Below are 23,857 nucleotides of genomic sequence, written 5' to 3' on the forward strand. Positions count from 1 at the left end.
ATTTTAATTTATTCTTACAGATTGAGGAACAAATAATGTATAATCACCACCATTTTTTATGATACTTCTTACAAAAAAAGAACTAATATGCGATTTTTCATAAGAAGAAAATAAAAAAACAGTTTCAATATTATATTTTTTTTCCAAAATTTTATTTACAAATAAAATATTTTTTTCAAATTCAAAATCAAATTGATTACGAATTCCTCTCAATAAAAATTTTACTTTTTTTTTTTTACAAAAAGATATAGTTAATCCTTTAAAAGAGTCTATTTCTATTTTATTAAAAATATTATATTCTAAAAAAGAATCATGTATCCATTTTTTTCTTTTTTTTATAGAAAACATATTTTTTTTACTTGAGTTATCACCAATAGCAACAATTACTTTATCAAATAAATTTAAAGATCTAATTACAATATCACAATGACCTAAAGTTATTGGATCAAAAGTACCAGGAAACACAGCTATTTTTTTTAATATTTTCATTATTATATCATATTATAAATCTATAAAAATTTTTAGAATTTTTCGACTAAAAAAAATAAAAAATTTATTTAATAACGTTTTATATAATCAAAAAAACAATAATCTTAATAGAAGTAAAATCTGAATATAAAATAAATTTTTAATAAAAATTTTTTAAAAAATATAAATTAAAAACATTTTTAATTCATAAAATTATATCTATGTAATAAATTAAAATAAAAAAATTTTATTATTTCGATTTTAAAAAATATAGTTTTTTTACATAAAAAATCCTAACTATATTGTAAAAATAGGATAGTATTAACAATATATTTATCTAAAAATTAAAATTTAATTATTTATAAATATTAAAAAAATATTATCACGTGTAATAATATAAATAATTTTTACATACGTGAATAAAAAAAATTATAAACAAAGTTATTATTTTCGTTTATTTATTATTTATTTTTGGATTTTATTTTTTCTAATTATAAGTAGTATATTTTTAATTATTTTTTCTGCATCTAAAGGATACTTAGGAGATCTACCAAAATCTGAAGAAATAGATAATCCAAATATAGAAACTGGATCAAAAATATATGATTCTAATGGAAAATTTTTAGGTAAATTTTTTTCTGATAATAGAACTTTAATAAGTTATAAAGAATTACCTAACAATTTAATAAATGCTTTATTAGCTAAAGAAGATATACGTTTTAGAGAACATTCTGGAATTGATGGAAAATCACTTCTTAGAGCTATTTTTTCTTTTGGAAAAAAAGGAGGAGGTAGTACTATATCTCAACAATTGGCAAAACTTCTTTTTACTGGAACATCCGCAAAAAATAAAATTCAAAGAATTCATCAAAAAATTTTAGAATGGATAATGGCTATTGAACTAGAAAAACGTTATACTAAAGAGGAACTTATTACAATGTATTGTAATAAGTTTGATTTCTTGTATAATGCAAAAGGAATTAGTACTGCTGCTCGTACATATTTTAATAAAAAAATTTCAGATCTTAATTTAGGGGAATGTGCTTTACTAATAGGAATGCTTGAAAATCCATCTTTATATAATCCAAAAAGTTACCCTAATAGAGCAAAAAAACAAAGAAATTTAGTATTACATCAAATGAAAAAATATAATTTTTTAAATAATGATCAATATAATTACGAATCAAAAAAACCTATTAAAATAAAATTTAGTATGCAAAAAAATGATTCAGAATTATTTTCATATTATAAAGAATTTTTAATAAAAGAAGTTCAAGATTTACTATATAAGTACAAAGAAAAAACAGGAATTAAATTAAATATTTCTGATGGACTTAAAATATATATTTCTATTAATTCTAAAATGCAAAATTTTGCAGAAAAATCTGTAAAAAAACATCTAAAAAAATTACAATTATTATTTGATTCTTTTCAAAAAGAAAATATAAATGCACCATTTTCAAATCTTTCTAAAGATAAAACAAAAAGAATACTAATTTCTGCAATGAAAAGAACTAATTTTTATAAAGAATTAAAACAAAAAGGATTATCAGAAAATAAAATTATTAAAAAATTTAAAAAAATAAAATATATTAAAATATTTACTTGGAATGGAACAAAAAAAATAAAAATTTCTCCTTGGGATTTTATTCGTTATCAAAAAAGTATTATACAAGCAGGAATGCTTTCAATAGAATCATCTACTGGATATATTAAAGCATGGGTAGGAGGTATAGACTTTGATCATTTTCAATATGATCATGTTTATCAAACTAAAAGACAAGTTGGATCAATATTTAAACCTATTTTATATGCTGCTGCAATCAGTAAATTTAATTATAATCCTTGTACAAAAATATCTAATGAAAAATTCCAACTAGGAAATTGGTATCCAAAAAATTACAATGGAAAATACGGAGGATTAATGACATTGAAAGATGGTTTAGCTTATTCAGTAAATACTATATCTGCTCGTTTAATAGCACAAATTACTCCTAAACCAGTAATTGATTTAGCAAAAAAAATGGGAGTAAAATCTGTTATTCCAGAACATCCATCTATTGCATTAGGATCTGCTGATTTAACTTTATATGAAATGACTGGAGTATTTAACACTTTTTCTAATAACGGATTATATAGTAAACCTACTATTTTGATAAAAATAAAAGATAAAAATGGAATTGTTATTAATAAAGATTTTTTTAGAAAAAAAGTTTTTAATAAAGAGGTTTCTTATATAATGTTAGATTTGATGGAAGGAGTTATAAAATACGGGACTGCAAAAAGAATAAAACAAAAATATAATATTGAAGGCGATATTGCCGGAAAAACTGGGACAACAAATGATAATTCTGATGGATGGTTTATAGGAATAATACCTAATTTAACTACTGGAATTTGGGTTGGATGGGAAAATAGATTTTCTCATTTTAATGATATAAAATTAGGACAGGGGGCAAGCATGGCATTACCTATATGGGCTCATTATATAAAATACTTATATAATGACCATAAACTAATATATGATTATAAAATTATATTTAAAAAACCTAAAAACTATCAATTTAATTGGGATGAATGTGAAGAAAATAATAATTATAATAATAAAAAAAGTAAAAAATATGATAATAATGAAATTATAGAAAGTATAGAAGATAATGTAGAATTACATAAAAAAAATTATGATGATAATTATGACAATAATTATACTGATTATAATGATTTTAGTGAAGAAGAATAAAATTTTTTTATTTAATTATAAAATAATTTTTAATAAACATCTTTTAAATATCTTTTATTTTTTTTCATTTTTTCTATAAATAATTTAGGATCTTCTTTACCTATATTTTTTATAATACAATGAATTATTTTTTCCACATTTATACTCATTGGTGTTTTTTTTCCACATATATATATGTATGATCCATTTTTTATCCAATTAAAAAATTCTTTTCTATTTTCCCATATTTTATCTTGTACATAAATTTTATTTTTTTGATCTCTAGAAAAAGCTAAATGAACATTATGTAACAATCCACTTTTTTTCCAATTTTCTATTTCTGATTTATATAAAAAATCATGGTTATAATATTGATTTCCAAAAAATAACCAATTTTTTCCTGATGCATTTATTGATTCTCTTTCATATAAAAAAGATCTAAAAGGTGCTATTCCTGTTCCGGGACCTATAAGAATAATATCCTTATCAGGTTTAGGAAGTCTAAATAAATTATTTTTGTAAATAAAAAAATTTATTTTATCTCCTTTTTTTAATTTAGATAAAAAATTTGAACAATTACCATATTTAATTTTATTATGTAAATTATATTTTTTTAACAATACAGTTATATGTATTTTATTAAAATGTTTTTTTAAAGAAGAAGATATAGAATATAGTCTAGGTTTTATAGGATTCATAATCTTTATTAAATTTTTTATTATAAATTTTTTATTATTTAATAAAGAAAAATTTTCTATTATAGTAAAAATATCTAAACTTTGTAAGTTAGGAAAAAATTTTTCGTTATAATTTTGAAAATATTTTATAGGTATATTATATATATCTTTTTTCTTTTTTAACTTATAAAAGATATCATTATTTTTTATAATATCTAAATTAAATAATTTCATAATCTTATGGACTATTTCTGAATCATTTTCAGGATAAATTCCAATTGCATCTCCTGGAGAATATTTTATTTCATTTGAAACACAAAATTCTATATGATGTATACTTTTATTTTTATTACTATTAAGTAGTATATTTTTATGTACTAAACCAATATTATTTTTATTAAAATTTGATATTTTTTTTTTATACTTCTTTTCTTTAAAAAAATTTATAATTTTTTTAATCCATTTTTCTGACTCTTTTTCATAAAAAACATCACATTTTTTTAATTCTATAATTCTATTACCTCCTATCAATTTTAAACGTTTATCTATATCTTCTCCAGCTTTGCAAAAAGTATTATATGATTTATCTCCTAAAGCTAAAACACTATAATTAATATTTTTTATATAAATATTTTTATTATGAATAAAATTAAAAAATTCTTTTCCTGATTCAGGAGGTTCTCCACTACCATGAGTACTAATTACTATTAATAAATAAGTCTCTTTTTTTAACTCAAATAAACAATAATCTTTAAGATCAAATAATCTAATATTAAACTTTTCTTCATTAATTCTTTTATAAATATTTAATGCTAAATTTTTTGCATTACCAGTTTCACTAGAATAAACTAATGTAATAATATCATCATTACATTTTTTATTTTCTGAAAGTTTATATAGAATTCCAGATATATAACCATTTATCCAGATAAGTTCTTCTTTAGAAGAAGCTTTAATTAAATCATATAATATTTTAAAATCCATTAACATAATTTTTTAAAAAATTAAAATAAATCATCAACTGATATATATCTTTCTCCAGTATCATAATTAATTGTAAGTATTGTTGATTTTTTAGAAAAATTATTTATATTTTTATTTATAGCAGCTATAGATGCACCAGTGGATATCCCAACCAATAATCCTTCTTTTTTTGCTAATTTTCTAACAAAATTAAATGATTCATCTTTAGATACTAATAAAGTACCATTTAATAATTTTTTATTTAAAATAGTTGGAATAAATCCTGCTCCTATTCCTTGTATTTCATGACTATTAGGGATTCCACCAAATATAACTGGAGATTCAATAGGTTCTACAGAAAAAATTTTTATTTTTGGAAACGTTTTTTTTAATATATTTCCTATTCCAGTAATATGACCTCCAGTTCCAACTCCACTTATAAAATAATCTATTCCTTTAGGAAAAGATTTTACAATTTCTTTTGCAGTAGTCTCTTGGTGAATTATTGGATTTGATATATTTTCAAATTGACTAGGAATCCAAGAATTAGGTATAATTTTTACTAATTCATTTGCTTTTTCTATAGCACCTTTCATACCTTTTTCTCTAGGAGTAAGAACAAATTTTGATCCAAAAATAGAAAATAATTTTCTTCTTTCATGACTCATTGATTCTGGCATTACTAATATTAAACGATATCCTTTAACTGAAGAGACTATAGATAATCCTATCCCAGTATTACCAGACGTCGGTTCTATAATAATATCTCCTCTTTTAATAATTCCTTTTTTTTCTGCATCATTTATCATAGATAGTGCTATTCTATCTTTTATACTACCACCTGGATTATTTCGTTCTAATTTTATCCAAACATTATGTTCTGGATATAATTTATTAAGACGAAGGTGAGGAGTATTACCAATAGATTCTAAAATACTATTTATTTTCATTATGATTTATATTGTAAAATTGATAGGATCTGGAAAATAATTATTATTTCTCATTTTTACTTCACTTTTTTGATAAACTATAGAATATGGAGGAATACTTCTAGTAATCCAAACATTACCTCCTAATATACTATCATGACCTATAACTGTTTTTCCTCCAAGAATAGTTGCTCCAGAATAAATTGTTACTTTATCTTCTATTGTAGGATGACGTTTTATATTAGATAATTTTTTATCAACATAAATAGCTCCAAGTGTTACACCTTGATATATTTTAACTCTATTTCCTATTTTAGTACTTGATCCTATTACTATTCCAGTTCCATGATCTATTGAAAATGATTTTCCTATTTTTGCAGATGCATGAATGTCTACTCCAGTTTTACTATGAGCATATTCTGTTATTAATCTTGGAATAATTGGAATATTATGATTCCATAATTGATGGGCTATTCTATATAAGGCTATTGCAAAAAAACCTGGATAAGTTAAAAATATCTCCTCTATTGAGGTAGCTGCAGGATCTGATTCCAATATAGAATAAGCATCCAATAATAATAATTTATAAATATTTGGAAGTTCTTTGAAAAAAAGATCAGAAAATATTTTTGATTTTTTTTCTGAAATATCTAATTCTATAAGAATAGAATATAATATATCATGCAAATTATTATAGTTTTCCACAAATAAAAATTCATCGATCAATAATGATTGATCAGGAGTAAATAGTATATGAAATAATTTGTCTACAAATAATTTTGATTTGATTTTATCAGGAAAATTTTTTTTTCTTTTTTTATTTTTATTAAAAAGAATTCTAGGAAAATCTAAATTACTTATCATAAAAAAGATACTAAAAATTTAATTAATTAAAAATTAACTAAGATTTTATTAAATTTATGAAAATTATATCAATAATTATTTCAATTCTTTAAAAAAAATATAAAATAAAATGAAAATAAAAGTTGACAATCCTATTGTTGAGATGGATGGAGATGAAATGGCTAGAGTTATATGGGGATATATAAAAAAATATTTTATTTATCCATATTTAGATATTAAAATAATTTATTTTGATTTAGGATTAAAAAATAGAGATTATACTAATGATAAAATAACAATTGATGCAGCTAAAGCTATAATTAAATATAATGTAGGTGTAAAATGTGCAACAATAACTCCAGATAAGAAAAGAATGGAAGAATTCCATTTAAAAAAAATGTGGAAATCTCCAAACGGAACAATAAGAAATATAATAAATGGAACAATTTTTAGAGAACCTATAATTATAAACAAAATTCCTAAATTTGTTAAAAATTGGAAAAATCCTATATGTATAGCTAGACATGCTTATGCTGATCAATATGATTCTGTTGATTTTTCAATAGAAAATAAAGGAAAATTATATATTCATTTTATACCAGATGATTTAAGTAAATATAATGAAAAAAAATTTACAATTCATCATTTTAAATCTCCAGGAATTGGAATGGGAATGTATAATACAGAAAAATCTATATATAACTTTGCTCTTTCTTGTTTTAACTATTCAATATATAAAAAATATTCTCTTTTTCTATCTACTAAAAATACAATTCTTAAATATTACGATGGTAAATATGTTGATATATTTAAAGATCTATACAAATCTAAATTTGAATCAAAGTTTAAAAAATTAAATATAAAATATGAACATTATTTAATAGATGATATGGTATCTAAAGTCATTAAATCAAATGGAGGATTTATATGGGCATGTAAAAATTACGATGGTGATGTACAATCAGATTGTATTGCCCAAGGATTTGGTTCATTAGGAATGATGACTTCTATTTTATTAACTTCAGATGGAAAAACATTTAAATCTGAAGCAGCACATGGAACTATAACTAGACACTATAGAAAATATAAAAAAGGTATCATTACTTCAACAAATCCTATAGCATTATTATTTTCGTGGACACAGGCATTAAAACATAGAGCTTTTTTAGATAAAAATAAAAATTTAAAATTTTTTTCAGAAACAGTCGAAAAATCATGTAAAGAATTTGTAGAAAGAGGAAATATGACTAAAGATTTATTTTTTTTAACAGAAAAAAATAATGAATTAAAATATTTAGATACAAAATCTTTTATTAAAAAATTAAAAATTTTTTTACAAAAAAAATTAGGTTATTAAATTATTTACAATTTTAATTTTTTTTATTTTTCCTATAAAATTTTCTTCAAATTTTGATACAAAAAATATTTTTTTAGGAAAAAAATACTTTTTTTTAAAAATAAATTTTGGTATTTTAACTACAAAAAAATTACCTTCAATGACTAATATTATTTTTTCTCCAAAAATATCATCTTTAATAGATGATATAAAAAATCTTCTTTCATTCATAAATGGTTCTATTTTACTTTCTAATAATTCAGGTATAATCTTAATACCTCCAGTATTTATAATATTATCATATCTTCCGATCAAATTAAAAGTTTTACTAGATTTTAATTCTACAATATCATTTGTCTGAATACACATATTATTCATTTCTGGAAAATGAATTTTTAAACAATTTCTTTTATCTATACTAAGTGTAACATCATTTAAAGATTTATAATATTTGTCTTTATTTAATCCATTAATTAGTTTTAATGCTATATGTCCATAAGTCTCTGTTAATCCATATACACAATAACAATTTGTAGTAATATTTTGTAATTTTTTTTCAATAAAATTTGTTATATTAGATCCTCCAATAAGAATATTTTTTATATTGTTTAAATATTTTTTACTAAAAAATATTTGGATAGGAACCATAGACGCAATATCAAATCTATAATCTTTAATTTCTTCTAAGGGATTAGATGATGGATAAACACATAATATTTTCCAATTTAAAATCATTGCACGAACTAATAACATTTTAGATGCTATAAAATTTGGAGATAAACATAATAATCCTTTTATATTATTTTTTTTATCTAAATTTAGATATTTAATGCTTTTTATAGCCCTATGAACCATATATTTCTTTTTTAAAAAAATTTTCTTAGGGAATCCTGTACTACCAGATGTTGTTACTTCTATTAAAGAAGAATCATTTTTCCATTCTTTTAAAAAAAGAGTAATTGATTTAATCCAATTATAATTATATTTCTCAAAATATAAAAAATTTTTTTTTTCAGAAAAATCTATCCAAATTTTTTTCAATAGATTTTTTTTCATAAAAATTTATAATTTTATTATTATACCACATAAATCCATTTTTTCTAAAAAAAATAGGAAATAAATTGCTATTTTTATATACATCAAATGTATTTAGTCCATGATAATATAAATTATTTTTTTTATATTTATTAATCATTAAAAACGTCCATTGAGAGATAGCATTAATTCCTATATTACTTTCTAAAGATGAACTAATACACCATTTTATATTTCTTTTATCTGCTTCAATAATCCACTCTTCTGATTCTGAAAAACCACCATTAATACTAGGTTTTATTATTATATACTGAGGTTTTATAAAATCCAATATATTTCTTTTTTTTTCTAATTTTATTATTCCATTTAACTCTTCATCTAATGCTATTGGAATAATAGATTTTTTACATATTTTTTTCATTTCTTTAAAATTCCCTCTAGGAATTGGTTGTTCAATATAATATATAGATGTTATATTTTTTAATATTTTTGTAAAAAAAATTGTCTCATTTAAATCAGAAAAACATCCATTAGCATCTAACCTAATTTGTAAAAATGGATATTTTTTATGTATAAGAAGTAAAATATGATATTGGTAATCAAATGATTTTTTATCTATCTTAATTTTTAAAGATAAAAATCCATTAGATATATTATTTTCTATATAACTAAATATTTTTTTTTTATTAAAATTTTTATATATTTTTAACCATATTAAATTATTTACTGGTATACCAATTTTTCCTTTAGTAAAATTAGAATTGTATAAAATTGGGAATTTTTTTTTTTTAAAAAAAAGAAACATTTGTTCAAATGCAAATAAAATATATGGATTTAATATTTTTTTTCGATAAAAATTAAAATTTATATTATTATAATTAAATAAATTTATTATATTATTTTCTATATCATTTAATTTCTCATTATTATAATTTATTGTCAATAATGGATTACACTCTCCAATACCTATATTTTTATTATCCTTTTTTAAAACTAAAAAAAAAATTGTATTTACATTAAAATTAGTAATTGAATTACGTATTCCACTTTTAAAAAAAAATTTTTTTTTAATTAAATAAAATATCAAAATATTAATTTTTTATTAAATTATTATAGATTCTTCATAGTTTAACAAAATTAATTTTTTCCCCTTGTTATAAAATTTTTCAATTGATTTTTCTTTATTAATATTAATATTTTCGAAAGTATCATAATGTACACCTAAAATTCTATCACATTTTAATAAATCAGAAGCAATAATAGCATCATAAATATCCATTGTGTATACACCACCTATTGGTAATACTGATAAACTTAAATCTCCAAATTTTGGTATAAGTTTCATGTCATATGTTATAGATGTATCTCCAGATATATAAATATTTCCTTTGTTTGTATGTAATAAAAATCCACCAGGATTTCCACCATAACTTCCATCATTAAATGAACTAGAATGTAATGCTAATGTATATTTTATTTTTCCAAATGGAAATTTAACAAAAGAACCATAATTAATTCCATATGATTTAATATTCTTTTTGCTAAAAAAATTAGATATTTCATAATTAGATATAATCAATACATCTTTATTATTACTAGCAAATAATTCCACATCACATATATGATCATAATGAGCATGAGTTAATAATATATAATCAATTTTTATATTGAGATATTTATATAATAATTTCTTATCAAAAAAATTATTTTTAGATAAAAATGGATCTATTATAATTTTTATATTATTAATTTCCAATAAAATTGTACTGTGATATAAATAAGTTAATTTCATAAATTAGTAATTTTCTAATATCCAATATTTATAGAATGTATAAAAGTAATTATTACCATTATTTTTAATTCAAGTGATAATTTTTTTTTATTTGTATAATAAATTATATTATTAATATGTTTTAATAAGATAATTAATATTATAATAAATATAATCCATTGGTATATATTCTTATTATTTTTTACAAAAAAATAAAAGCTAATAAAAATATATGTTAATATAATTAATATGTGATATAATATAGAATATTTAGTGTTTAAATAATTGGCTATAGTTCTTTTTTTATTAAAAAGATCATTTTTTATATCTCTTATATTATTAATATTTAATACAGATATATTTAATAATCCTATAGATAAAGATATTAATATAATATTAATTGATGGAAATTTCTTAGTAAATAAAAAATAACTACTAGTTACAGAAATAATTCCAAAAAAAATAAAAACTAATAAATCTCCTAATCCAATAATACAACCATATGATATACCTATTGAGTAAGATATTGATGCATATATACAAATTATTAAACCAAATAAATAAAATATAAAATAAAATATATTTGATGATAATGTTTTATATATTAGTAGTAATCCAGATATAAATGATAGTAATGAAAATATGTATATAGATTTTTTTATTTCACTTTTAGTTAAAAATCCACATTTAATAATATTTTTTTTGAATAAAAAATTATCATATTCTTCTTCATAATCTACATAATTATTAGACAGATTTGACAAAATCTGTAAAAACATTGATGTAAATAAACATAATACATATGTATATATGTTATCATAATAATTTTTAACGTATAGATAAGTTGAAGTTATTCCTGATATAGATAATGGTAATGTATGGTATCTAAAAGCGTAAATCCAATATATTAATTTCATATAAATTTAGTAAACTTTTTGAAATTAGGATTTCTTTTTTCTAAAAAAGCATTTTTTCCTTCTTGAGATTCTTCCATTAAATAAAACATTAAAGTTGCATCTCCAGCTAATTGCATTAGACCATGTTGCCCATCTAATTCTGCATTTAAACATCTTTTAATCAATCTTATAGACATTTGACTTCTTTTTTGTATAGTTTTACACCATTTTATGGTAAATTTTTCTAATTCATTTATTTTTACTACTTTATTAATTAATCCCATATTTAAAGCTTCTTTTGCAGAATATTTTTTGCATAAAAACCACATTTCTCTTGTTTTCTTTTGTCCAATATGACGTGCTAAATAAGAACTACCAAATCCACCATCAAAAGAACCTACTTTTGGTCCTACTTGACTAAAAAATGAATTATCAGATGCAATAGTTAAATCACATACAACATGTAATACATGGCCACCTCCTACAGAGTATCCATTAACCATTGCTATAACAGGTTTTGGTAATTCTCTTATTTTTTTATAAAAATTTAAAATATTTAATCTTGGAATTCCGTCATCTCCAAGATATCCACCCATACCTCTAGTATTCTGATCACCACCTGAACAAAAATACTTTTTACCAACTCCTGTAATAATTAAAACATCAATATCTACATTATTTTCGCATATATTTATTGCACTTATCATTTCCTCAACTGTTTTTACACGAAATGCATTACAGAATTTAGGACGATTTATTTCTATTTTAGAAATTCCATTCCAAAATAAAAAATTTATATCTTCGTATTTTTTAATTGGTTTCCAATTTATTATATAATTCATAATTAATTTATTATTTTTATTAAAAAATAAATTATTTTAATATGTACAGAAATATATTTTCAATTATTATAGGACTATTAACTAGTATAGTTGAAATGATTTTTTTTATTATAAAAGTAAAAAATTTTTTTATAAGAAATGAATTTAAATCAACAAAAAATATTGAATTGATTTTTAATGAAAATCCCATTAAATTTTTATTTATAACAATTTTATTTTTTATAATCAGTATTTTTTCTGGATCAATGATAACTTATTTTCTTGTTAAAAAAGCAAAGAAAGCTTATGGAATTTTAACAAAAAATATATTAATTATAATTAGTATATTTTTTGTTATGTTATATCCATTTCCAATATGGTTTAAAATTATGTCATTACCAATATTTATAATATTAAATAGTATTATATTAGTTTAACTTAAGGTAGTTAAGTAGTAATTAATAAATAAGTATATCCAGAAATATATCCAATAAAAGCAATCCAACTAATTTTTTTAAAGTACCAAATAAAATCTATTTTTTCTATTCCCATAGCAGCTACACCAGATGCAGAACCAATCAAAAATAAACTACCCCCAGTTCCAGAAACATAAGCTATAAAATACCATAAATTATGATTTATTGGATAATATGAAAACATAGAAATTGATGCAGCCATCAATGGAACATTATCTATAATAGAAGATATTAAACCTAATATTAATGAAGTTATTTTCCATGAATGAAATGAATTATTTATCCATGTTGATAAATCAAATAATAATCCTAGTGATTCTAAAGATGAAACAGATAGTAATATTCCAAAAAAAAATAAAATACTAGATAAATCTAATCTTTTAAAAATTTTATCTATGCTTTTATTAAATTTATCCTTATAGTTAATTTTACAAATTATAAGTAAAATCATAAGAGAAAACATTATTCCCATATAAGGTGGAATTCCTATAAAATTTTTATAAATAGGAACAAGTAACATTAATAATAATCCTATTTTTAATATAAAAGATCCTTCTTTTATATCATTTTCTGATAATTTTTTTTTATCTAATTTAATAGGACCATTAAATACTGGCATATAAGATGCTATTAATGTAGAACTAATCATACATATTATAGACGGAATTAATATTTTTTTTATAAGAAAAATTGTAGTTACTTTCTTAGATATCCACAACATAGTTGTGGTTATATCTCCAATTGGAGACCAAACTCCTCCTGCATTTGCAGATATAATAACTAAACCAATATAATATAATCGATCTTTGTAATTATTAATAGTTTTTTTTAAAAGTGAAATTAATACTATAGTAGCTGTTAAATTATCTATTATAGCAGACAATAAAAAAGATACAATATTTAATTTCCATAAAAAATTACGTTTTGTAGTAGAAAAAAATAATTTTTTTAAAGATTCAAACCCAAAAAATTCATCTATTACAGAAATAATAGACATTGCTCCTATAATAAAAAATAAAATTTCAGAAGTTTTTCCTAAATGGAATAATAATAAATTATATTGATTTTTTTTTATTAAAAAATTATTGAATTCATAAACTGGTAGTTTAAAAAATATAATTATTGACCAACAAATAGTAGACATTAAAATTGATGGAATAATTTTATTTAAAGAAATAAAATTTCCAAATGCAATAAATAAATATCCAAAAATAAATACTAAAACTACCATTTATTTTTTTAATGGATTAATTAATATTTCCTTCCCATTTTGGATAGTGAGAATTTTTACCTAAATTTTCTTCAATTCTTAATAATTCATTATACTTTGATGTACGTTCAGAACGACATATAGATCCAGTTTTTATTTGTTCAATATTGAATGCAACACACAAATTTGATATAAAAGAATCTTCTGTATCACCAGAACGATGAGATATTATATTTTTATATTTATTCGATTTTGCAAAATTAATTGTATCAATTGTTTCTGTTAGTGTACCCACTTGATTTAATTTTATTAAAATAGAATTAGCTATTTTTTTATCAATTCCTATTTTTAATTTATTTATTTGAGTAACAAATAAATCATCACCTACTAATTGTATTTGATCTCCAATTTCATTGGTTAACATTTTCCAACCTTTCCAATCATTTTGATCCATACCATCTTCAATAGATATAATAGGATATTTATTAATTAAAAATGATAAATATTGTATATGTTCTTCCCTAGATTTTATAGAAGATGTTTCAGTATTTTTTTCAAATTTTGAATAGTTATATTTATTATTTTCATAAAATTCTGAAGCAGCACAATCAATTGCAATTCCAATTTCATCATATGGTTCATATCCGGAAAAATATATAGCATCTAATATGTAATTTAAAACATCTTCTGTTCCATTAAGATTTGGGGTAAATCCACCTTCATCTCCTAAACTAGTAGACAAACCTTTTTTATTTAAAATATATTTTAATTGATAAAAAATCTTGTGTATCATTTTTAATGATTCTAATAAATTTTTTGCTTTAGTAGGAACTATCATGAATTCTTGAAAAGCTATAGGTGCATTTGAATGTTTTCCCCCATTTATTATATTTACTAAAGGAATAGGTAACGAATGTGAATATAATCCACCTATATAATTATAAATTGGTATATTTAATTCAATAGATGCGGCTTTGGCAGCTGCTATTGATACTGCTAAAATAGAGTTTGCTCCTAACTTTTTTTTGTTATTAGTACCATCAAGGCTTAACATTAAATTATCAATATCTATTTGATTTAATACAGATTTTCCTATCAATTCTGGAGCAATAATATTTCTGATATTATAAACAGATTTTGATACACCTTTTCCTAAAAAAAAATTATTATCTTCATCACGTAATTCAATTGCTTCATTAATTCCTTTTGATGCTCCCGATGGAACTGAAGCTCTTCCTATTACATTATTTTTTGTTATTAAATCAACTTCTACTGTTGGGTTACCTCTAGAATCTAATATTTGTCTAGCCTTAATAGATTTTATATAACTCATTATTTTTATAATTTATCTATATTTTTTTTCTTTTTGCTTCTTCTTATATATTTCTTTTTTTTTGAAAAAAAAGAATTTTTATTAAAATCTACTAATTCAATAAATGATATAGAAGATTTATCACCATAACGATATCCTACTTTTAGTATTCTTGTATACCCTCCTTGTCGTTCTCTAACTTTTTTAAATGAATCTTTAAATAATTCAAAAACAGCCTTTTTATCTCTTAAATAAGACAATATAATTCTTCTAGAATGAATGGAATCAATTTTTGATTTAGTTATAATTGGCTCAATATATTTTCTTAATTCTTTTGCTTTTGATAAAGTTGTAAATATTCTTTTTTCTTTTATTAAAGATGATGCAATATTAGATAAAAAAGATTTTTTATGTCCATATTTTCTATTTAAAGGATTATTTTTTTTTCCGTGATTCATAAAATGATCATTTTATTTTTTTTACTTTCATTTATTTTATATTCAGATGTTTTCATTCCAAAATATAAACCTTTTTCTTTCATTTTTCTTTCTAATTCCTCTAAAGATTTTTTTCCAAAATTTCTCATTTTTAACATGGAATTTCTATTACAATTTACTAGTTCTTCTATTGTATTTATAGAAGCTAGTTTTAAACAATTTTTTGTACGAACAGAAAGATCCATTTCTACTAATTTAGATTTTAATAAAGCACGCATTTTTGAAAATTCTTCATTATATTTTCTTTTATTTTTACTTATTTTTTCCTTATATTTTTTGTCTATTTTTTCTTTAGAAAAAATAGATAAATATTGAATTAATATTTTAGATGCCTCCATTAATGCAGATTTTGGAGAAATTGATCCATCAGTTTTTATTTCTAATAATAAATTTTCAAAATCAGTTTTTTGTCCTACTCTACAATTTTCTATTGTATATTTTACATTTTTAATAGGAGTATAAATTGAATCAATTGGAATTGTTCCTATTAAAGAACAATAATCATTATTTTTTTTATTTTCTTCTGCTGAAACATATCCTCTACCTTCTTCAATTGTAAAACTCATGTCTAAAATAACAGATTCTTCTTTATTACAAATAACTAAATTATTATTAAGTATTTGAAATCCAGAAATAAATTTATTTAAAAGTTTTCCATTTATTGTTTTATATTTTTTTAATGAAACATTAACTATTTCTTTTTTAACATCTGGAATTATTCTTTTTAACCTAATTTTCTTAAAATTTAATATAATCTCAGTTACATCTTCAACAACCCCATTTATAGCAGAAAATTCATATTTTATTCCTTCTATTTTGATTGAAGTTACTGCAAATCCTTTTAATGATCCAAGTAAAACTCTTCTTAAAGAATTACCTAATGTAATTCCATAACCTGGTTCCAAAGGTTTTAAATGAAAAATTCCTTTATAATCGGAAAATTCTGTAACTAAAATTTTATCAGGTTTAATGAAATCTAAAATAGCCATAATTATATTATTTTGAATATAATTCAACAATTAATTGTTCTTTTATATTTTCAGGTATTTGATCCCTATTTGGTATTGATATGTACTCTCCAAACATATTTTTTTCATCTAGCATTAGCCAATCAACTAAATTTAGTTTTTTATTTTCTATTGATCCTATTATTACAGGATGTTTTTTATTTTTTACTATTATTTTATCTTTAGGTTTTAATCTAAATGAAGGAATATTTACAATACAATCATTTACAATAATATGTTTATGAGAAATTAATTGACGTGCAGATGATCTAGAAGGAGCTAAATTTAATCTAAAAACAATATTATCTAAACGACTTTCACAAAATTGTAATAATAATTCTCCTGTAATACCTCTTTTTCTTGAAGCCTCAAAAAATAGTTTCTCAAATTGACATTCTAATATACCATAAATATATTTTGTTTTTTGTTTTTCTAATAGTTGAAAAAAATATTCTGATTTTTTTCCTCTTCTTCTAGTACTAACATAATGTACTGGTAAATGTTTTCTTCTATTAAAATATTTATCTTCTCCAAAAAGACTTTCTCCAAATCTTCTAGAAATTTTTGTTTTTGGACCTATATATCTAGCCATTAAATTTAATTTTATCAAACCCTTCTCCTTTTTGGAGGACGACATCCGTTATGTGGTAATGGTGTAATATCTTTTATTACAGTTATTATTATTCCAGAATTACTTAATGCTCTTATGGCTGCATCTCTACCGGCTCCTGGACCTTTTACTTTTACTTCTACTTTTTTTAATCCAGCACTTAATCCTTTTTTTGCTACATTTTCTGCAGTAATTTGTGCTGCATATGGAGTATTTTTTTTAGATCCTTTAAAATTCATTTTTCCAGCAGAAGACCATGCAATAACTTCACCATTTTTATTTGTTAAAGATATTATAATATTATTAAAACTAGATTGTATATGTGCTATTCCAACAGGATCAGTTAATAATAATTTTTTTTTTTTAGAGGATTTGCTATTCATAATTCATAATATTTAATTATTTATTTTGTAATCTTCTTTCTATTTGCTACAGTCTTTTTCTTTCCTTTTCTAGTTCTACAATTATTTTTAGTTTTTTGTCCTCTTAATGGAAGACCTTTTCTATGTCTTATACCAAGATAACAACCAATATCTATTAAACGTTTAATATTAAACTGTATTTCTGATCTTAATTCACCTTCTACTTTTATAGTATCTGATATATATTTTTGTATTTTACTTATTTCTTCATCAGACCAATCTTTAACTTTCTTATTTTTATCTATACATAAAAATTTTAATATACTTTTTGAAATATTGTTACCAATACCATAAACATAGGTTAAACCTATAACTCCTCTTTTATAAAGAGGCAAATCTACTCCTGAAATTCTTACAGACATAAAATTATCCTTGTTTTTGTTTAAATCTAGGATTTTTTTTATTAATAATTCGTAATCTACCTTTTCTTATTACAATTATACAATTATTTGTTCTTTTTTTTAAAGAAGTTCTTACTTTCATAATGTATCAATATCTATAAGTTATTCTACCCCTTTCTAAATCATAAGAAGACATTTCTAATCTAACTTTGTCTCCTGGAAGAATTTTTATATAATGCATTCTCATTTTTCCAGATATATGTGCTTTTATAATACAACCGTTTTCCAATTTTACACGAAACATTGCGTTTGGAGAAGATTCTATTATTACACCATCTACCTCAATATGTTTTTGTTTAGTCATTAAAAAATATAAAATTTTGATAAAATATACATAAAAATTTTATAATTTATTGTATTTAATTCCATGATTTTTCATCATTAAATCATCATAATAATAATTTAACAAATGAATCTTAACTTGTTGATAAATATCCAATATAACTCCTACAACTATTAGTAAAGATGTACCACCATAAAATAAAGAAAAATTTTGATTTATTCCTAATCTAAAAACTAAAGATGGTAATACTGCTATAATAGAAAGTAGTATAGCTCCAGGTATTGTTATACACGATAAAATATGATCTATATATAATATAGTTTCTTTTCCTGGTTTTACTTTTGGTATATATCCACCATTTCTTTTTAAATCATCAGATATTTGGTTTACTGGAATAGTAATTGCTGTATAAAAAAAAGTAAAAATTATAACTAATAGAGCAATTATTAGATTATACCAAAATCCGTATACATCTTGTAAAATAAAAAAAAATTTTTTAAGTTTAGAATTTTCTATATAATTAGAAAAAGTAATAGGAAATAGTACTATAGCTTGAGAAAATATCAATGGCATTACTCCAACAGAAGTCATTTTTAATGGTATATATTGATGTTTTTTTCTAATTAATTTATCATTATAATTTTCTATGATAAATGATTTATAATGAGATACATATTGAACCGGAATTTTTCTTATTGCTTGAATTATTATTATAGAAAATAAAATAACTAATATCCACAATATAAATTCTAAAAATAATATAATTAATCCTTTAAATCCTAATTCTAATTTTGACGATATTTCTTTAGTTATTGCGATGGGAAATTTGGAAACTATTCCAGACATTATTATTATTGATATTCCATTTCCTATTCCTATATTAGTTATTTTATCTCCTAACCACATAGTAAAAAATGTACCAGCAGTTAATACTATAACTCCTATAATGAAAAACATAACTTTTCCATAAAAAGTATTTATATCAACTAAATAAACAGAATTATAAAATAAAGAAAATGGTATTAATTGTTTTGTTAGAGATATAAGATATAAAGGAGCTTGTATTAAACATATTCCTATAGTTAACCATCTTGTGATAAGACTTATATACATTCTTCCACTTTCACCTTCTTTTTGTAATCTATATAAACTAGGGATAATTATACACATTAATTGCATTATAATAGAAGATGATATATATGGCATAATTCCTAATGCTAAAATAGATGCTCTATTAAAAGCACCTCCAGTAAAAGAAGATAAAATTTGTATTAGTCCTTTAGATTTAGAACTAAATTTTTCCATAAAAAAATTAATTCCTAATGGATCAATACCAGGAATTGGAATATATGATCCAAAACGATATATTAATAATAAACTTAATGTTAATATAATTTTTTTACGTAATTCTTTTATTGTACATATTTTATATATTTTTTTTAGAAATATATTCATATAAAATTTTTTTATTTAATTTTCTAATAAAATTTCCCCACCATATTTTTCTATAGTATTTCTAGCTTTTTTACTAATTTTATTTACACGTATTTTTATTAAATCATTTATAGTTCCTCTTCCTATTATTTTTATTGGATAGTTTTTTTTAATTATATTTTTTTTTATTAACATTTCTTTACAAAATAAATCTTTTTTATCTATTTTTTTTTTATTTATATAATCTTGTATTGTATCCAAATTAATTTTAATAAATTTTTTTTTTGAATTATTTTTGAATCCAAATTTAGGAACTCTTCTTTGAAGAGGCATTTGTCCACCTTCAAAACCAATTTTTCTAGAAAATCCAGATCTAGATTTAGCACCTTTATGTCCTCTTCCACATGTTCCTCCTTTTCCGGATCCTTGACCTCTTCCTAAACGTATTTTTTTTTTTTTATTTTTTTTATTAAAAATTATCATAATATTATCCGTTTAATACTTTTTTTATTGATACTCCTCTTTGCTTAGATATAATGTTAACATCTCTAATCTTACTAAGAGCTTTAATAGCTGCTTTAATAATATTATGATGATTAGAAGATCCTCTTGATTTAGATAAAATATTCTTTAATCCAGTAATTTTTAGAACTGATCTTAAAGTACCACCTGCTATAATACCAGTACCATTTGTTGCTGGTATTAATAATATTCTTGCTCCACTATATTTAGCTTCTTGTTTATGAGGTATAGTACCATTTGATATACATATTTTACATAAATTTCTTCTAGCTTGTTCTCCAGCTTTTCTAATAGCATCTGGTGCTTCTTTAGATTTTCCAAATCCATATCCTATATACCCATTTTCATTACCTTTTATAACTATTGCACTGAAACTAAAATATCTTCTTCCTTTAGTTACTTTACATACTCTTGTAACTCCAATTAACTTTTCTTTTAAATCTAATCCAAAATATCTTGTTCTTTTATCTTTTTTTTCAGAAAAAATTTTTTTTATTGACATATTTTTTAAAATTCTAAACCAGCATTTCTTAATCCATCAGCTAATGCTTTTATTCTTCCATGATATAAATAATTTTTTTTATCAAAAAATAATTTTTTTATATTTAACTTTTTTGATTTTAATCCTAATAATTTTCCAACTTCATAAGACTGTTTAACTTTATTATCTTTTTTTGATATGATAGATGTTTTAGATAAACAAGATACTAATGTTTTCCCACATGAATCATCTATTATTTGGGCGTATATTTTTTTATTACTTCTAAATACTGATAGTCTAAATCTAGACGTATTATTTATAATACTATTTTTATATTTTTTTTTCAATTTTATAAATTTTATTAAGCAGATTTTCCAACTTTTTTTCTAATAATTTCATTTAAAAATCTAACTCCTTTTCCTTTATATGGTTCAGGAGGTCTTAATGACCTAATTTTATAAGAAAATATTCCTAATAATTGTTTATCATAAGATTTTAATGTAATTATGTAATTTTTGCTTTTTTCTAATCTTATTTCTATATTTATTTCATTAGGAATTTTAATCATAATATCATGAGAATACCCTAAATTTAAATTTAAAATTTTATTATTTATATCAAATACTGCTTTATATCCAATACCTATTAATTCCAATTCTTTTTTAAATCCCAATGAAACTCCAATAATCATATTATTTATTAATACACGATATAATCCTTGTAAAGATTTAGATTTTTTATCTTCATTATTTCTAATTACATATAATATATTTTTTGATATATTTATTTTTATTTTATCAGATATTTTTTGAGATAAAGTACCTAAATTTCCTTTTACTGTTAAAATATTTTTAAAAAATTTTAAATCAATATTATTAGGTATAAAAATGGGTTTATTCCCTATTCTTGACATATATTTTTAATTTCAATAAACATAACATAATATTTCACCCCCAATTCTATTTTTTTTAGCTTGTTTATTAGTTATTACTCCATATGATGTAGATATAATTGCAATTCCTAAACCATTTAAAACTCTAGGTAAATTTTTATATTTACAATATTTTCTTAATCCTGGCTTACTAATTCTAATTATTTTTTTAATAACAGACTCTTTTTTATAATATTTTAAAGCAATTTTAATTTTATTATTTTCTATTTTATAACTTAAAATATATCCATTTTCTAATAATACATTAGAAATATTTTTTTTTATATTAGAATATTTTACTATTAAAATTTTATGTTTTACAAAACATGCATTTCTAATTATAGTTAGGAAATCAGAAATTGAATCCATATTTAATATTATTTTTATTATTTACCAACTAGCTTTTTTTATACCAGGTATTAATCCTTGATAGACTAAATTTCTAAAAACTATTCTAGATACTCCAAATTTTCTCATATATCCTCTACATCTACCACTAATGGTACATCTATTTCTTAAACGAACAGGAGAAGAATCTCTAGGTAATCTTTGCAATAAATCATAATTTTTTGATTCTTTTAAAAATTTTCTTTTTTTTGAAAATTTTAATACCATTTTTTCTCTTTTTTTTTGTCTTGCTTTTACAGATTCTTTAGCCATATTTATTTATTTTTTAAAAGGCATTCCAAATAAAGATAAAAGATTTTTAGCTTCTAAATCTTTTTTTGTTGAAGTAACAAATGTTATATTCATGCCTAAATGTTTCTTAATTTTATCAATATTTATTTCTGGATAAATTATTTGTTCTTTTATTCCCATATTATAATTTCCAAATCCATCAAAACCATTATTACTTATTCCATTAAAGTCTCTAACTCTAGGTAATGTTACAACTATTAGTCTTTCTAAAAATTCATACATTATATTTCTTCTTAATGTAACTTTTACACCTATAGGCATTCCTTTTCTAAGTTTAAAACTAGATTCATCATGTTTAGAATAACAAGGTATTGCTTTTTGACCTGTTATACTAGTTATTTCATTTAAAGAATATTTTAATACATTCTTATCGTTTAATATTGAACTACCTATTCCTTGATGAATAACTATTTTCAATAATTTAGGAACTTCCATTATAGAAGTAAATTTAAATTTTTTTATTAAAGAATTAACTATACTATTTTTATATAATTCTTTTAACTTTGGTTTATAATATGAATTCAATTTTAAAGTTTTTTTAAATTAGATATATGTATAGGAGATTCTTTTTTCAATATTTTTCCTTTAGGATTTTTTAATTCTGGTTTTATATGTTTTTTTATCATATTCACACCATCTATAATAGCTTTATTGCTTTTAGTTAAAATTTTTTTTATAACTCCTTTTTTTCCTTTATGATTACCATATATTATAATAACATTATTTCCTTTTTTTAATTTTTTCATAAAACTTCCTGTGCTAATGATATAATCTTCATATATTTTTTTTCTCTTAATTCTCTAGCTACTGGACCAAAAACTCTACTTCCTATCATTTCTCCAGATGGATTAATTAATACACAAGCATTATCATCGAAACTTATGTATGATCCATCTTTTCTTCTAGTTCTATTTTTTATTCTTATGATAACTGCTTTAGAAATTTGTCCTTTTTTTATCGAATTATTTCCAGGAATAGCTGATTTTATAGTAACAATTATAGAATCTGCTAATAAAGCATATCTTTTTTTAGACCCTCCCAACACTCTAATAACTAGTGCTTCTTTAGCCCCAGTATTGTCAGAAACTTTACATATTGATTCTTGTTGTAACAT

At 21.2% G+C, this 23,857-nt stretch carries 31 protein-coding genes; 3 read left to right on the forward strand and 28 right to left on the reverse strand.

Annotation, left to right across the window (positions count from 1 at the left end):
* Positions 1-3: 3 nt before the first annotated feature.
* Positions 4-483, reverse strand: a complete 480-nt coding sequence (gene coaD / locus H0H34_RS01650) for a pantetheine-phosphate adenylyltransferase (RefSeq protein WP_185873568.1) — start codon at positions 481-483, stop codon at positions 4-6.
* A gap of 400 nt (positions 484-883) precedes the next feature.
* Between coaD and H0H34_RS01655 the strand changes: the two genes are divergently transcribed.
* Positions 884-3,208 carry a transglycosylase domain-containing protein gene (locus tag H0H34_RS01655; RefSeq protein ID WP_185873083.1) on the forward strand — a complete coding sequence of 775 codons (2,325 nt, stop codon included), beginning with the start codon at positions 884-886 and terminating at the stop codon, positions 3,206-3,208.
* Positions 3,209-3,237: 29 nt separating this feature from the next.
* Here the strand turns inward: H0H34_RS01655 and H0H34_RS01660 are convergent, their stop codons facing one another.
* Genes H0H34_RS01660 through H0H34_RS01670 form a run of 3 tightly spaced genes read right to left on the reverse strand, consistent with a single transcriptional unit; the run spans position 3,238 to position 6,620 of the window.
* Positions 3,238-4,848 (reverse strand): diflavin oxidoreductase, encoded by a 1,611-nt coding sequence (locus H0H34_RS01660; protein ID WP_238785437.1) that lies wholly within the window; start codon positions 4,846-4,848, stop codon positions 3,238-3,240.
* A 20-nt stretch (positions 4,849-4,868) separates the two neighbouring features.
* Positions 4,869-5,777, reverse strand: coding sequence for a cysteine synthase A (gene cysK / locus H0H34_RS01665; protein ID WP_185873087.1), 909 nt, complete (start codon positions 5,775-5,777; stop codon positions 4,869-4,871).
* Positions 5,778-5,783: 6 nt separating this feature from the next.
* Positions 5,784-6,620, reverse strand: coding sequence for a serine O-acetyltransferase (locus tag H0H34_RS01670; RefSeq protein WP_185873089.1), 837 nt, complete (start codon positions 6,618-6,620; stop codon positions 5,784-5,786).
* Between the two features lie 109 nt (positions 6,621-6,729).
* On the opposite strand from H0H34_RS01670, the gene H0H34_RS01675 reads away from it, so the two are divergent.
* Positions 6,730-7,956 (forward strand): NADP-dependent isocitrate dehydrogenase, encoded by a 1,227-nt coding sequence (locus H0H34_RS01675; protein WP_185873091.1) that lies wholly within the window; start codon positions 6,730-6,732, stop codon positions 7,954-7,956.
* On the opposite strand, the gene H0H34_RS01680 is transcribed toward H0H34_RS01675, so the two are convergent.
* Genes H0H34_RS01680 through menB form a run of 5 tightly spaced genes read right to left on the reverse strand, consistent with a single transcriptional unit; the run spans position 7,945 to position 12,479 of the window.
* Positions 7,945-8,991, reverse strand: coding sequence for an AMP-binding protein (locus tag H0H34_RS01680; RefSeq protein ID WP_238785438.1), 1,047 nt, complete (start codon positions 8,989-8,991; stop codon positions 7,945-7,947). The two genes, H0H34_RS01675 and H0H34_RS01680, sit on opposite strands and share 12 nt — an antisense overlap.
* Complete coding sequence (locus H0H34_RS01685; RefSeq protein ID WP_238785439.1) at positions 8,948-10,057, reverse strand: enolase C-terminal domain-like protein; 1,110 nt, start codon at positions 10,055-10,057, stop codon at positions 8,948-8,950. Before H0H34_RS01685 ends, H0H34_RS01680 begins: the two co-directional genes overlap by 44 nt.
* A 15-nt stretch (positions 10,058-10,072) precedes the next feature.
* Positions 10,073-10,762: a metal-dependent hydrolase gene (locus tag H0H34_RS01690; RefSeq protein WP_185873093.1), complete on the reverse strand. Its 690-nt coding sequence runs from the start codon at positions 10,760-10,762 to the stop codon at positions 10,073-10,075.
* A gap of 14 nt (positions 10,763-10,776) precedes the next feature.
* Positions 10,777-11,658: a 1,4-dihydroxy-2-naphthoate octaprenyltransferase gene (menA, locus tag H0H34_RS01695; protein WP_185873095.1), complete on the reverse strand. Its 882-nt coding sequence runs from the start codon at positions 11,656-11,658 to the stop codon at positions 10,777-10,779.
* Positions 11,655-12,479 carry a 1,4-dihydroxy-2-naphthoyl-CoA synthase gene (gene menB, locus H0H34_RS01700; RefSeq protein ID WP_185873097.1) on the reverse strand — a complete coding sequence of 275 codons (825 nt, stop codon included), beginning with the start codon at positions 12,477-12,479 and terminating at the stop codon, positions 11,655-11,657. The genes menA and menB overlap by 4 nt, the downstream gene beginning before the upstream one ends.
* Before the next feature lie 41 nt (positions 12,480-12,520).
* On the opposite strand from menB, the gene H0H34_RS01705 reads away from it, so the two are divergent.
* On the forward strand, positions 12,521-12,895 hold the full coding sequence (locus tag H0H34_RS01705; protein WP_185873098.1) for a hypothetical protein: 375 nt from the start codon (positions 12,521-12,523) through the stop codon (positions 12,893-12,895).
* A gap of 10 nt (positions 12,896-12,905) precedes the next feature.
* Here H0H34_RS01705 and H0H34_RS01710 read toward each other — a convergent pair whose 3' ends face one another.
* Genes H0H34_RS01710 through rplN form a run of 19 tightly spaced genes read right to left on the reverse strand, consistent with a single transcriptional unit; the run spans position 12,906 to position 23,857 of the window.
* Positions 12,906-14,165 (reverse strand): SLC13 family permease, encoded by a 1,260-nt coding sequence (locus tag H0H34_RS01710; protein WP_185873099.1) that lies wholly within the window; start codon positions 14,163-14,165, stop codon positions 12,906-12,908.
* A 16-nt stretch (positions 14,166-14,181) separates the two neighbouring features.
* On the reverse strand, positions 14,182-15,477 hold the full coding sequence (gene eno / locus H0H34_RS01715) for a phosphopyruvate hydratase (protein WP_185873100.1): 1,296 nt from the start codon (positions 15,475-15,477) through the stop codon (positions 14,182-14,184).
* Positions 15,478-15,482: 5 nt separating this feature from the next.
* Positions 15,483-15,914: a 50S ribosomal protein L17 gene (gene rplQ, locus H0H34_RS01720; RefSeq protein ID WP_185873101.1), complete on the reverse strand. Its 432-nt coding sequence runs from the start codon at positions 15,912-15,914 to the stop codon at positions 15,483-15,485.
* Positions 15,911-16,942 (reverse strand): DNA-directed RNA polymerase subunit alpha, encoded by a 1,032-nt coding sequence (locus H0H34_RS01725; protein ID WP_185873103.1) that lies wholly within the window; start codon positions 16,940-16,942, stop codon positions 15,911-15,913. The genes rplQ and H0H34_RS01725 overlap by 4 nt, the downstream gene beginning before the upstream one ends.
* 7 nt (positions 16,943-16,949) lie before the next feature.
* Entirely contained in the window at positions 16,950-17,552 is a 603-nt protein-coding gene (rpsD, locus tag H0H34_RS01730; protein WP_185873571.1) for a 30S ribosomal protein S4, read from the reverse strand.
* Positions 17,553-17,566: 14 nt separating this feature from the next.
* Entirely contained in the window at positions 17,567-17,953 is a 387-nt protein-coding gene (gene rpsK, locus H0H34_RS01735) for a 30S ribosomal protein S11 (RefSeq protein ID WP_185873105.1), read from the reverse strand.
* A 20-nt stretch (positions 17,954-17,973) separates the two neighbouring features.
* Entirely contained in the window at positions 17,974-18,354 is a 381-nt protein-coding gene (rpsM, locus tag H0H34_RS01740) for a 30S ribosomal protein S13 (protein ID WP_185873106.1), read from the reverse strand.
* 4 nt (positions 18,355-18,358) lie between these two features.
* Entirely contained in the window at positions 18,359-18,475 is a 117-nt protein-coding gene (rpmJ, locus tag H0H34_RS01745) for a 50S ribosomal protein L36 (protein ID WP_185873108.1), read from the reverse strand.
* A 6-nt stretch (positions 18,476-18,481) separates the two neighbouring features.
* Entirely contained in the window at positions 18,482-18,697 is a 216-nt protein-coding gene (gene infA / locus H0H34_RS01750; protein WP_185873110.1) for a translation initiation factor IF-1, read from the reverse strand.
* A gap of 39 nt (positions 18,698-18,736) precedes the next feature.
* Entirely contained in the window at positions 18,737-20,131 is a 1,395-nt protein-coding gene (secY, locus tag H0H34_RS01755; RefSeq protein WP_185873111.1) for a preprotein translocase subunit SecY, read from the reverse strand.
* A gap of 15 nt (positions 20,132-20,146) precedes the next feature.
* Positions 20,147-20,593 carry a 50S ribosomal protein L15 gene (rplO, locus tag H0H34_RS01760; protein ID WP_185873113.1) on the reverse strand — a complete coding sequence of 149 codons (447 nt, stop codon included), beginning with the start codon at positions 20,591-20,593 and terminating at the stop codon, positions 20,147-20,149.
* A 4-nt stretch (positions 20,594-20,597) separates the two neighbouring features.
* Entirely contained in the window at positions 20,598-21,134 is a 537-nt protein-coding gene (gene rpsE / locus H0H34_RS01765) for a 30S ribosomal protein S5 (RefSeq protein WP_394798897.1), read from the reverse strand.
* 5 nt (positions 21,135-21,139) lie between these two features.
* The gene (gene rplR / locus H0H34_RS01770; protein WP_185873115.1) at positions 21,140-21,460 is read right to left on the reverse strand and encodes a 50S ribosomal protein L18; all 321 of its coding nucleotides are present in this window, start codon (positions 21,458-21,460) and stop codon (positions 21,140-21,142) included.
* A gap of 14 nt (positions 21,461-21,474) precedes the next feature.
* Positions 21,475-22,026 carry a 50S ribosomal protein L6 gene (gene rplF, locus H0H34_RS01775; RefSeq protein ID WP_185873116.1) on the reverse strand — a complete coding sequence of 184 codons (552 nt, stop codon included), beginning with the start codon at positions 22,024-22,026 and terminating at the stop codon, positions 21,475-21,477.
* Between the two features lie 12 nt (positions 22,027-22,038).
* A complete protein-coding gene (rpsH, locus tag H0H34_RS01780; RefSeq protein ID WP_317167287.1) occupies positions 22,039-22,413 on the reverse strand; it encodes a 30S ribosomal protein S8 in 375 nt (124 codons plus the stop codon).
* A gap of 21 nt (positions 22,414-22,434) precedes the next feature.
* Complete coding sequence (gene rpsN / locus H0H34_RS01785; protein WP_185873118.1) at positions 22,435-22,704, reverse strand: 30S ribosomal protein S14; 270 nt, start codon at positions 22,702-22,704, stop codon at positions 22,435-22,437.
* Between the two features lie 6 nt (positions 22,705-22,710).
* Positions 22,711-23,268 (reverse strand): 50S ribosomal protein L5, encoded by a 558-nt coding sequence (gene rplE / locus H0H34_RS01790; protein WP_185873119.1) that lies wholly within the window; start codon positions 23,266-23,268, stop codon positions 22,711-22,713.
* Positions 23,269-23,270: 2 nt separating this feature from the next.
* A complete protein-coding gene (rplX, locus tag H0H34_RS01795; RefSeq protein WP_185873120.1) occupies positions 23,271-23,489 on the reverse strand; it encodes a 50S ribosomal protein L24 in 219 nt (72 codons plus the stop codon).
* On the reverse strand, positions 23,486-23,857 hold the full coding sequence (gene rplN, locus H0H34_RS01800) for a 50S ribosomal protein L14 (protein ID WP_185873122.1): 372 nt from the start codon (positions 23,855-23,857) through the stop codon (positions 23,486-23,488). Before rplN ends, rplX begins: the two co-directional genes overlap by 4 nt.

The organism is Blattabacterium cuenoti, assembly GCF_014252375.1.
Lineage (GTDB): Bacteria > Bacteroidota > Bacteroidia > Flavobacteriales > Blattabacteriaceae > Blattabacterium > Blattabacterium cuenoti_AH.

What these genes read in the sequence shown, in the direction of transcription:
- secY (WP_185873111.1), bottom strand. Translation starts at nt 20,131, where the DNA reads ATGAATATATTTCTAAAAAAAATATATAAAATATGTACAATAAAAGAA.
- menB (WP_185873097.1), bottom strand. Translation starts at nt 12,479, where the DNA reads ATGAATTATATAATAAATTGGAAACCAATTAAAAAATACGAAGATATA.
- rpsM (WP_185873106.1), bottom strand. Translation starts at nt 18,354, where the DNA reads ATGTCTGTAAGAATTTCAGGAGTAGATTTGCCTCTTTATAAAAGAGGA.
- H0H34_RS01710 (WP_185873099.1), bottom strand. Translation starts at nt 14,165, where the DNA reads ATGGTAGTTTTAGTATTTATTTTTGGATATTTATTTATTGCATTTGGA.
- rplO (WP_185873113.1), bottom strand. Translation starts at nt 20,593, where the DNA reads ATGATAATTTTTAATAAAAAAAATAAAAAAAAAAAAATACGTTTAGGA.
- H0H34_RS01705 (WP_185873098.1), top strand. Translation starts at nt 12,521, where the DNA reads ATGTACAGAAATATATTTTCAATTATTATAGGACTATTAACTAGTATA.
- rplN (WP_185873122.1), bottom strand. Translation starts at nt 23,857, where the DNA reads ATGTTACAACAAGAATCAATATGTAAAGTTTCTGACAATACTGGGGCT.
- rpsD (WP_185873571.1), bottom strand. Translation starts at nt 17,552, where the DNA reads ATGGCTAGATATATAGGTCCAAAAACAAAAATTTCTAGAAGATTTGGA.
- H0H34_RS01675 (WP_185873091.1), top strand. Translation starts at nt 6,730, where the DNA reads ATGAAAATAAAAGTTGACAATCCTATTGTTGAGATGGATGGAGATGAA.
- rpmJ (WP_185873108.1), bottom strand. Translation starts at nt 18,475, where the DNA reads ATGAAAGTAAGAACTTCTTTAAAAAAAAGAACAAATAATTGTATAATT.
- H0H34_RS01680 (WP_238785438.1), bottom strand. Translation starts at nt 8,991, where the DNA reads ATGAAAAAAAATCTATTGAAAAAAATTTGGATAGATTTTTCTGAAAAA.
- rplQ (WP_185873101.1), bottom strand. Translation starts at nt 15,914, where the DNA reads ATGAATCACGGAAAAAAAAATAATCCTTTAAATAGAAAATATGGACAT.
- H0H34_RS01725 (WP_185873103.1), bottom strand. Translation starts at nt 16,942, where the DNA reads ATGGCTATTTTAGATTTCATTAAACCTGATAAAATTTTAGTTACAGAA.
- rpsE (WP_394798897.1), bottom strand. Translation starts at nt 21,134, where the DNA reads ATGTCAATAAAAAAAATTTTTTCTGAAAAAAAAGATAAAAGAACAAGA.
- H0H34_RS01660 (WP_238785437.1), bottom strand. Translation starts at nt 4,848, where the DNA reads ATGGATTTTAAAATATTATATGATTTAATTAAAGCTTCTTCTAAAGAA.
- H0H34_RS01670 (WP_185873089.1), bottom strand. Translation starts at nt 6,620, where the DNA reads ATGATAAGTAATTTAGATTTTCCTAGAATTCTTTTTAATAAAAATAAA.
- rpsH (WP_317167287.1), bottom strand. Translation starts at nt 22,413, where the DNA reads ATGGATTCAATTTCTGATTTCCTAACTATAATTAGAAATGCATGTTTT.
- menA (WP_185873095.1), bottom strand. Translation starts at nt 11,658, where the DNA reads ATGAAATTAATATATTGGATTTACGCTTTTAGATACCATACATTACCA.
- eno (WP_185873100.1), bottom strand. Translation starts at nt 15,477, where the DNA reads ATGAGTTATATAAAATCTATTAAGGCTAGACAAATATTAGATTCTAGA.
- infA (WP_185873110.1), bottom strand. Translation starts at nt 18,697, where the DNA reads ATGACTAAACAAAAACATATTGAGGTAGATGGTGTAATAATAGAATCT.
- rpsN (WP_185873118.1), bottom strand. Translation starts at nt 22,704, where the DNA reads ATGGCTAAAGAATCTGTAAAAGCAAGACAAAAAAAAAGAGAAAAAATG.
- rpsK (WP_185873105.1), bottom strand. Translation starts at nt 17,953, where the DNA reads ATGAATAGCAAATCCTCTAAAAAAAAAAAATTATTATTAACTGATCCT.
- rplX (WP_185873120.1), bottom strand. Translation starts at nt 23,489, where the DNA reads ATGAAAAAATTAAAAAAAGGAAATAATGTTATTATAATATATGGTAAT.
- H0H34_RS01690 (WP_185873093.1), bottom strand. Translation starts at nt 10,762, where the DNA reads ATGAAATTAACTTATTTATATCACAGTACAATTTTATTGGAAATTAAT.
- rplF (WP_185873116.1), bottom strand. Translation starts at nt 22,026, where the DNA reads ATGTCAAGAATAGGGAATAAACCCATTTTTATACCTAATAATATTGAT.
- cysK (WP_185873087.1), bottom strand. Translation starts at nt 5,777, where the DNA reads ATGAAAATAAATAGTATTTTAGAATCTATTGGTAATACTCCTCACCTT.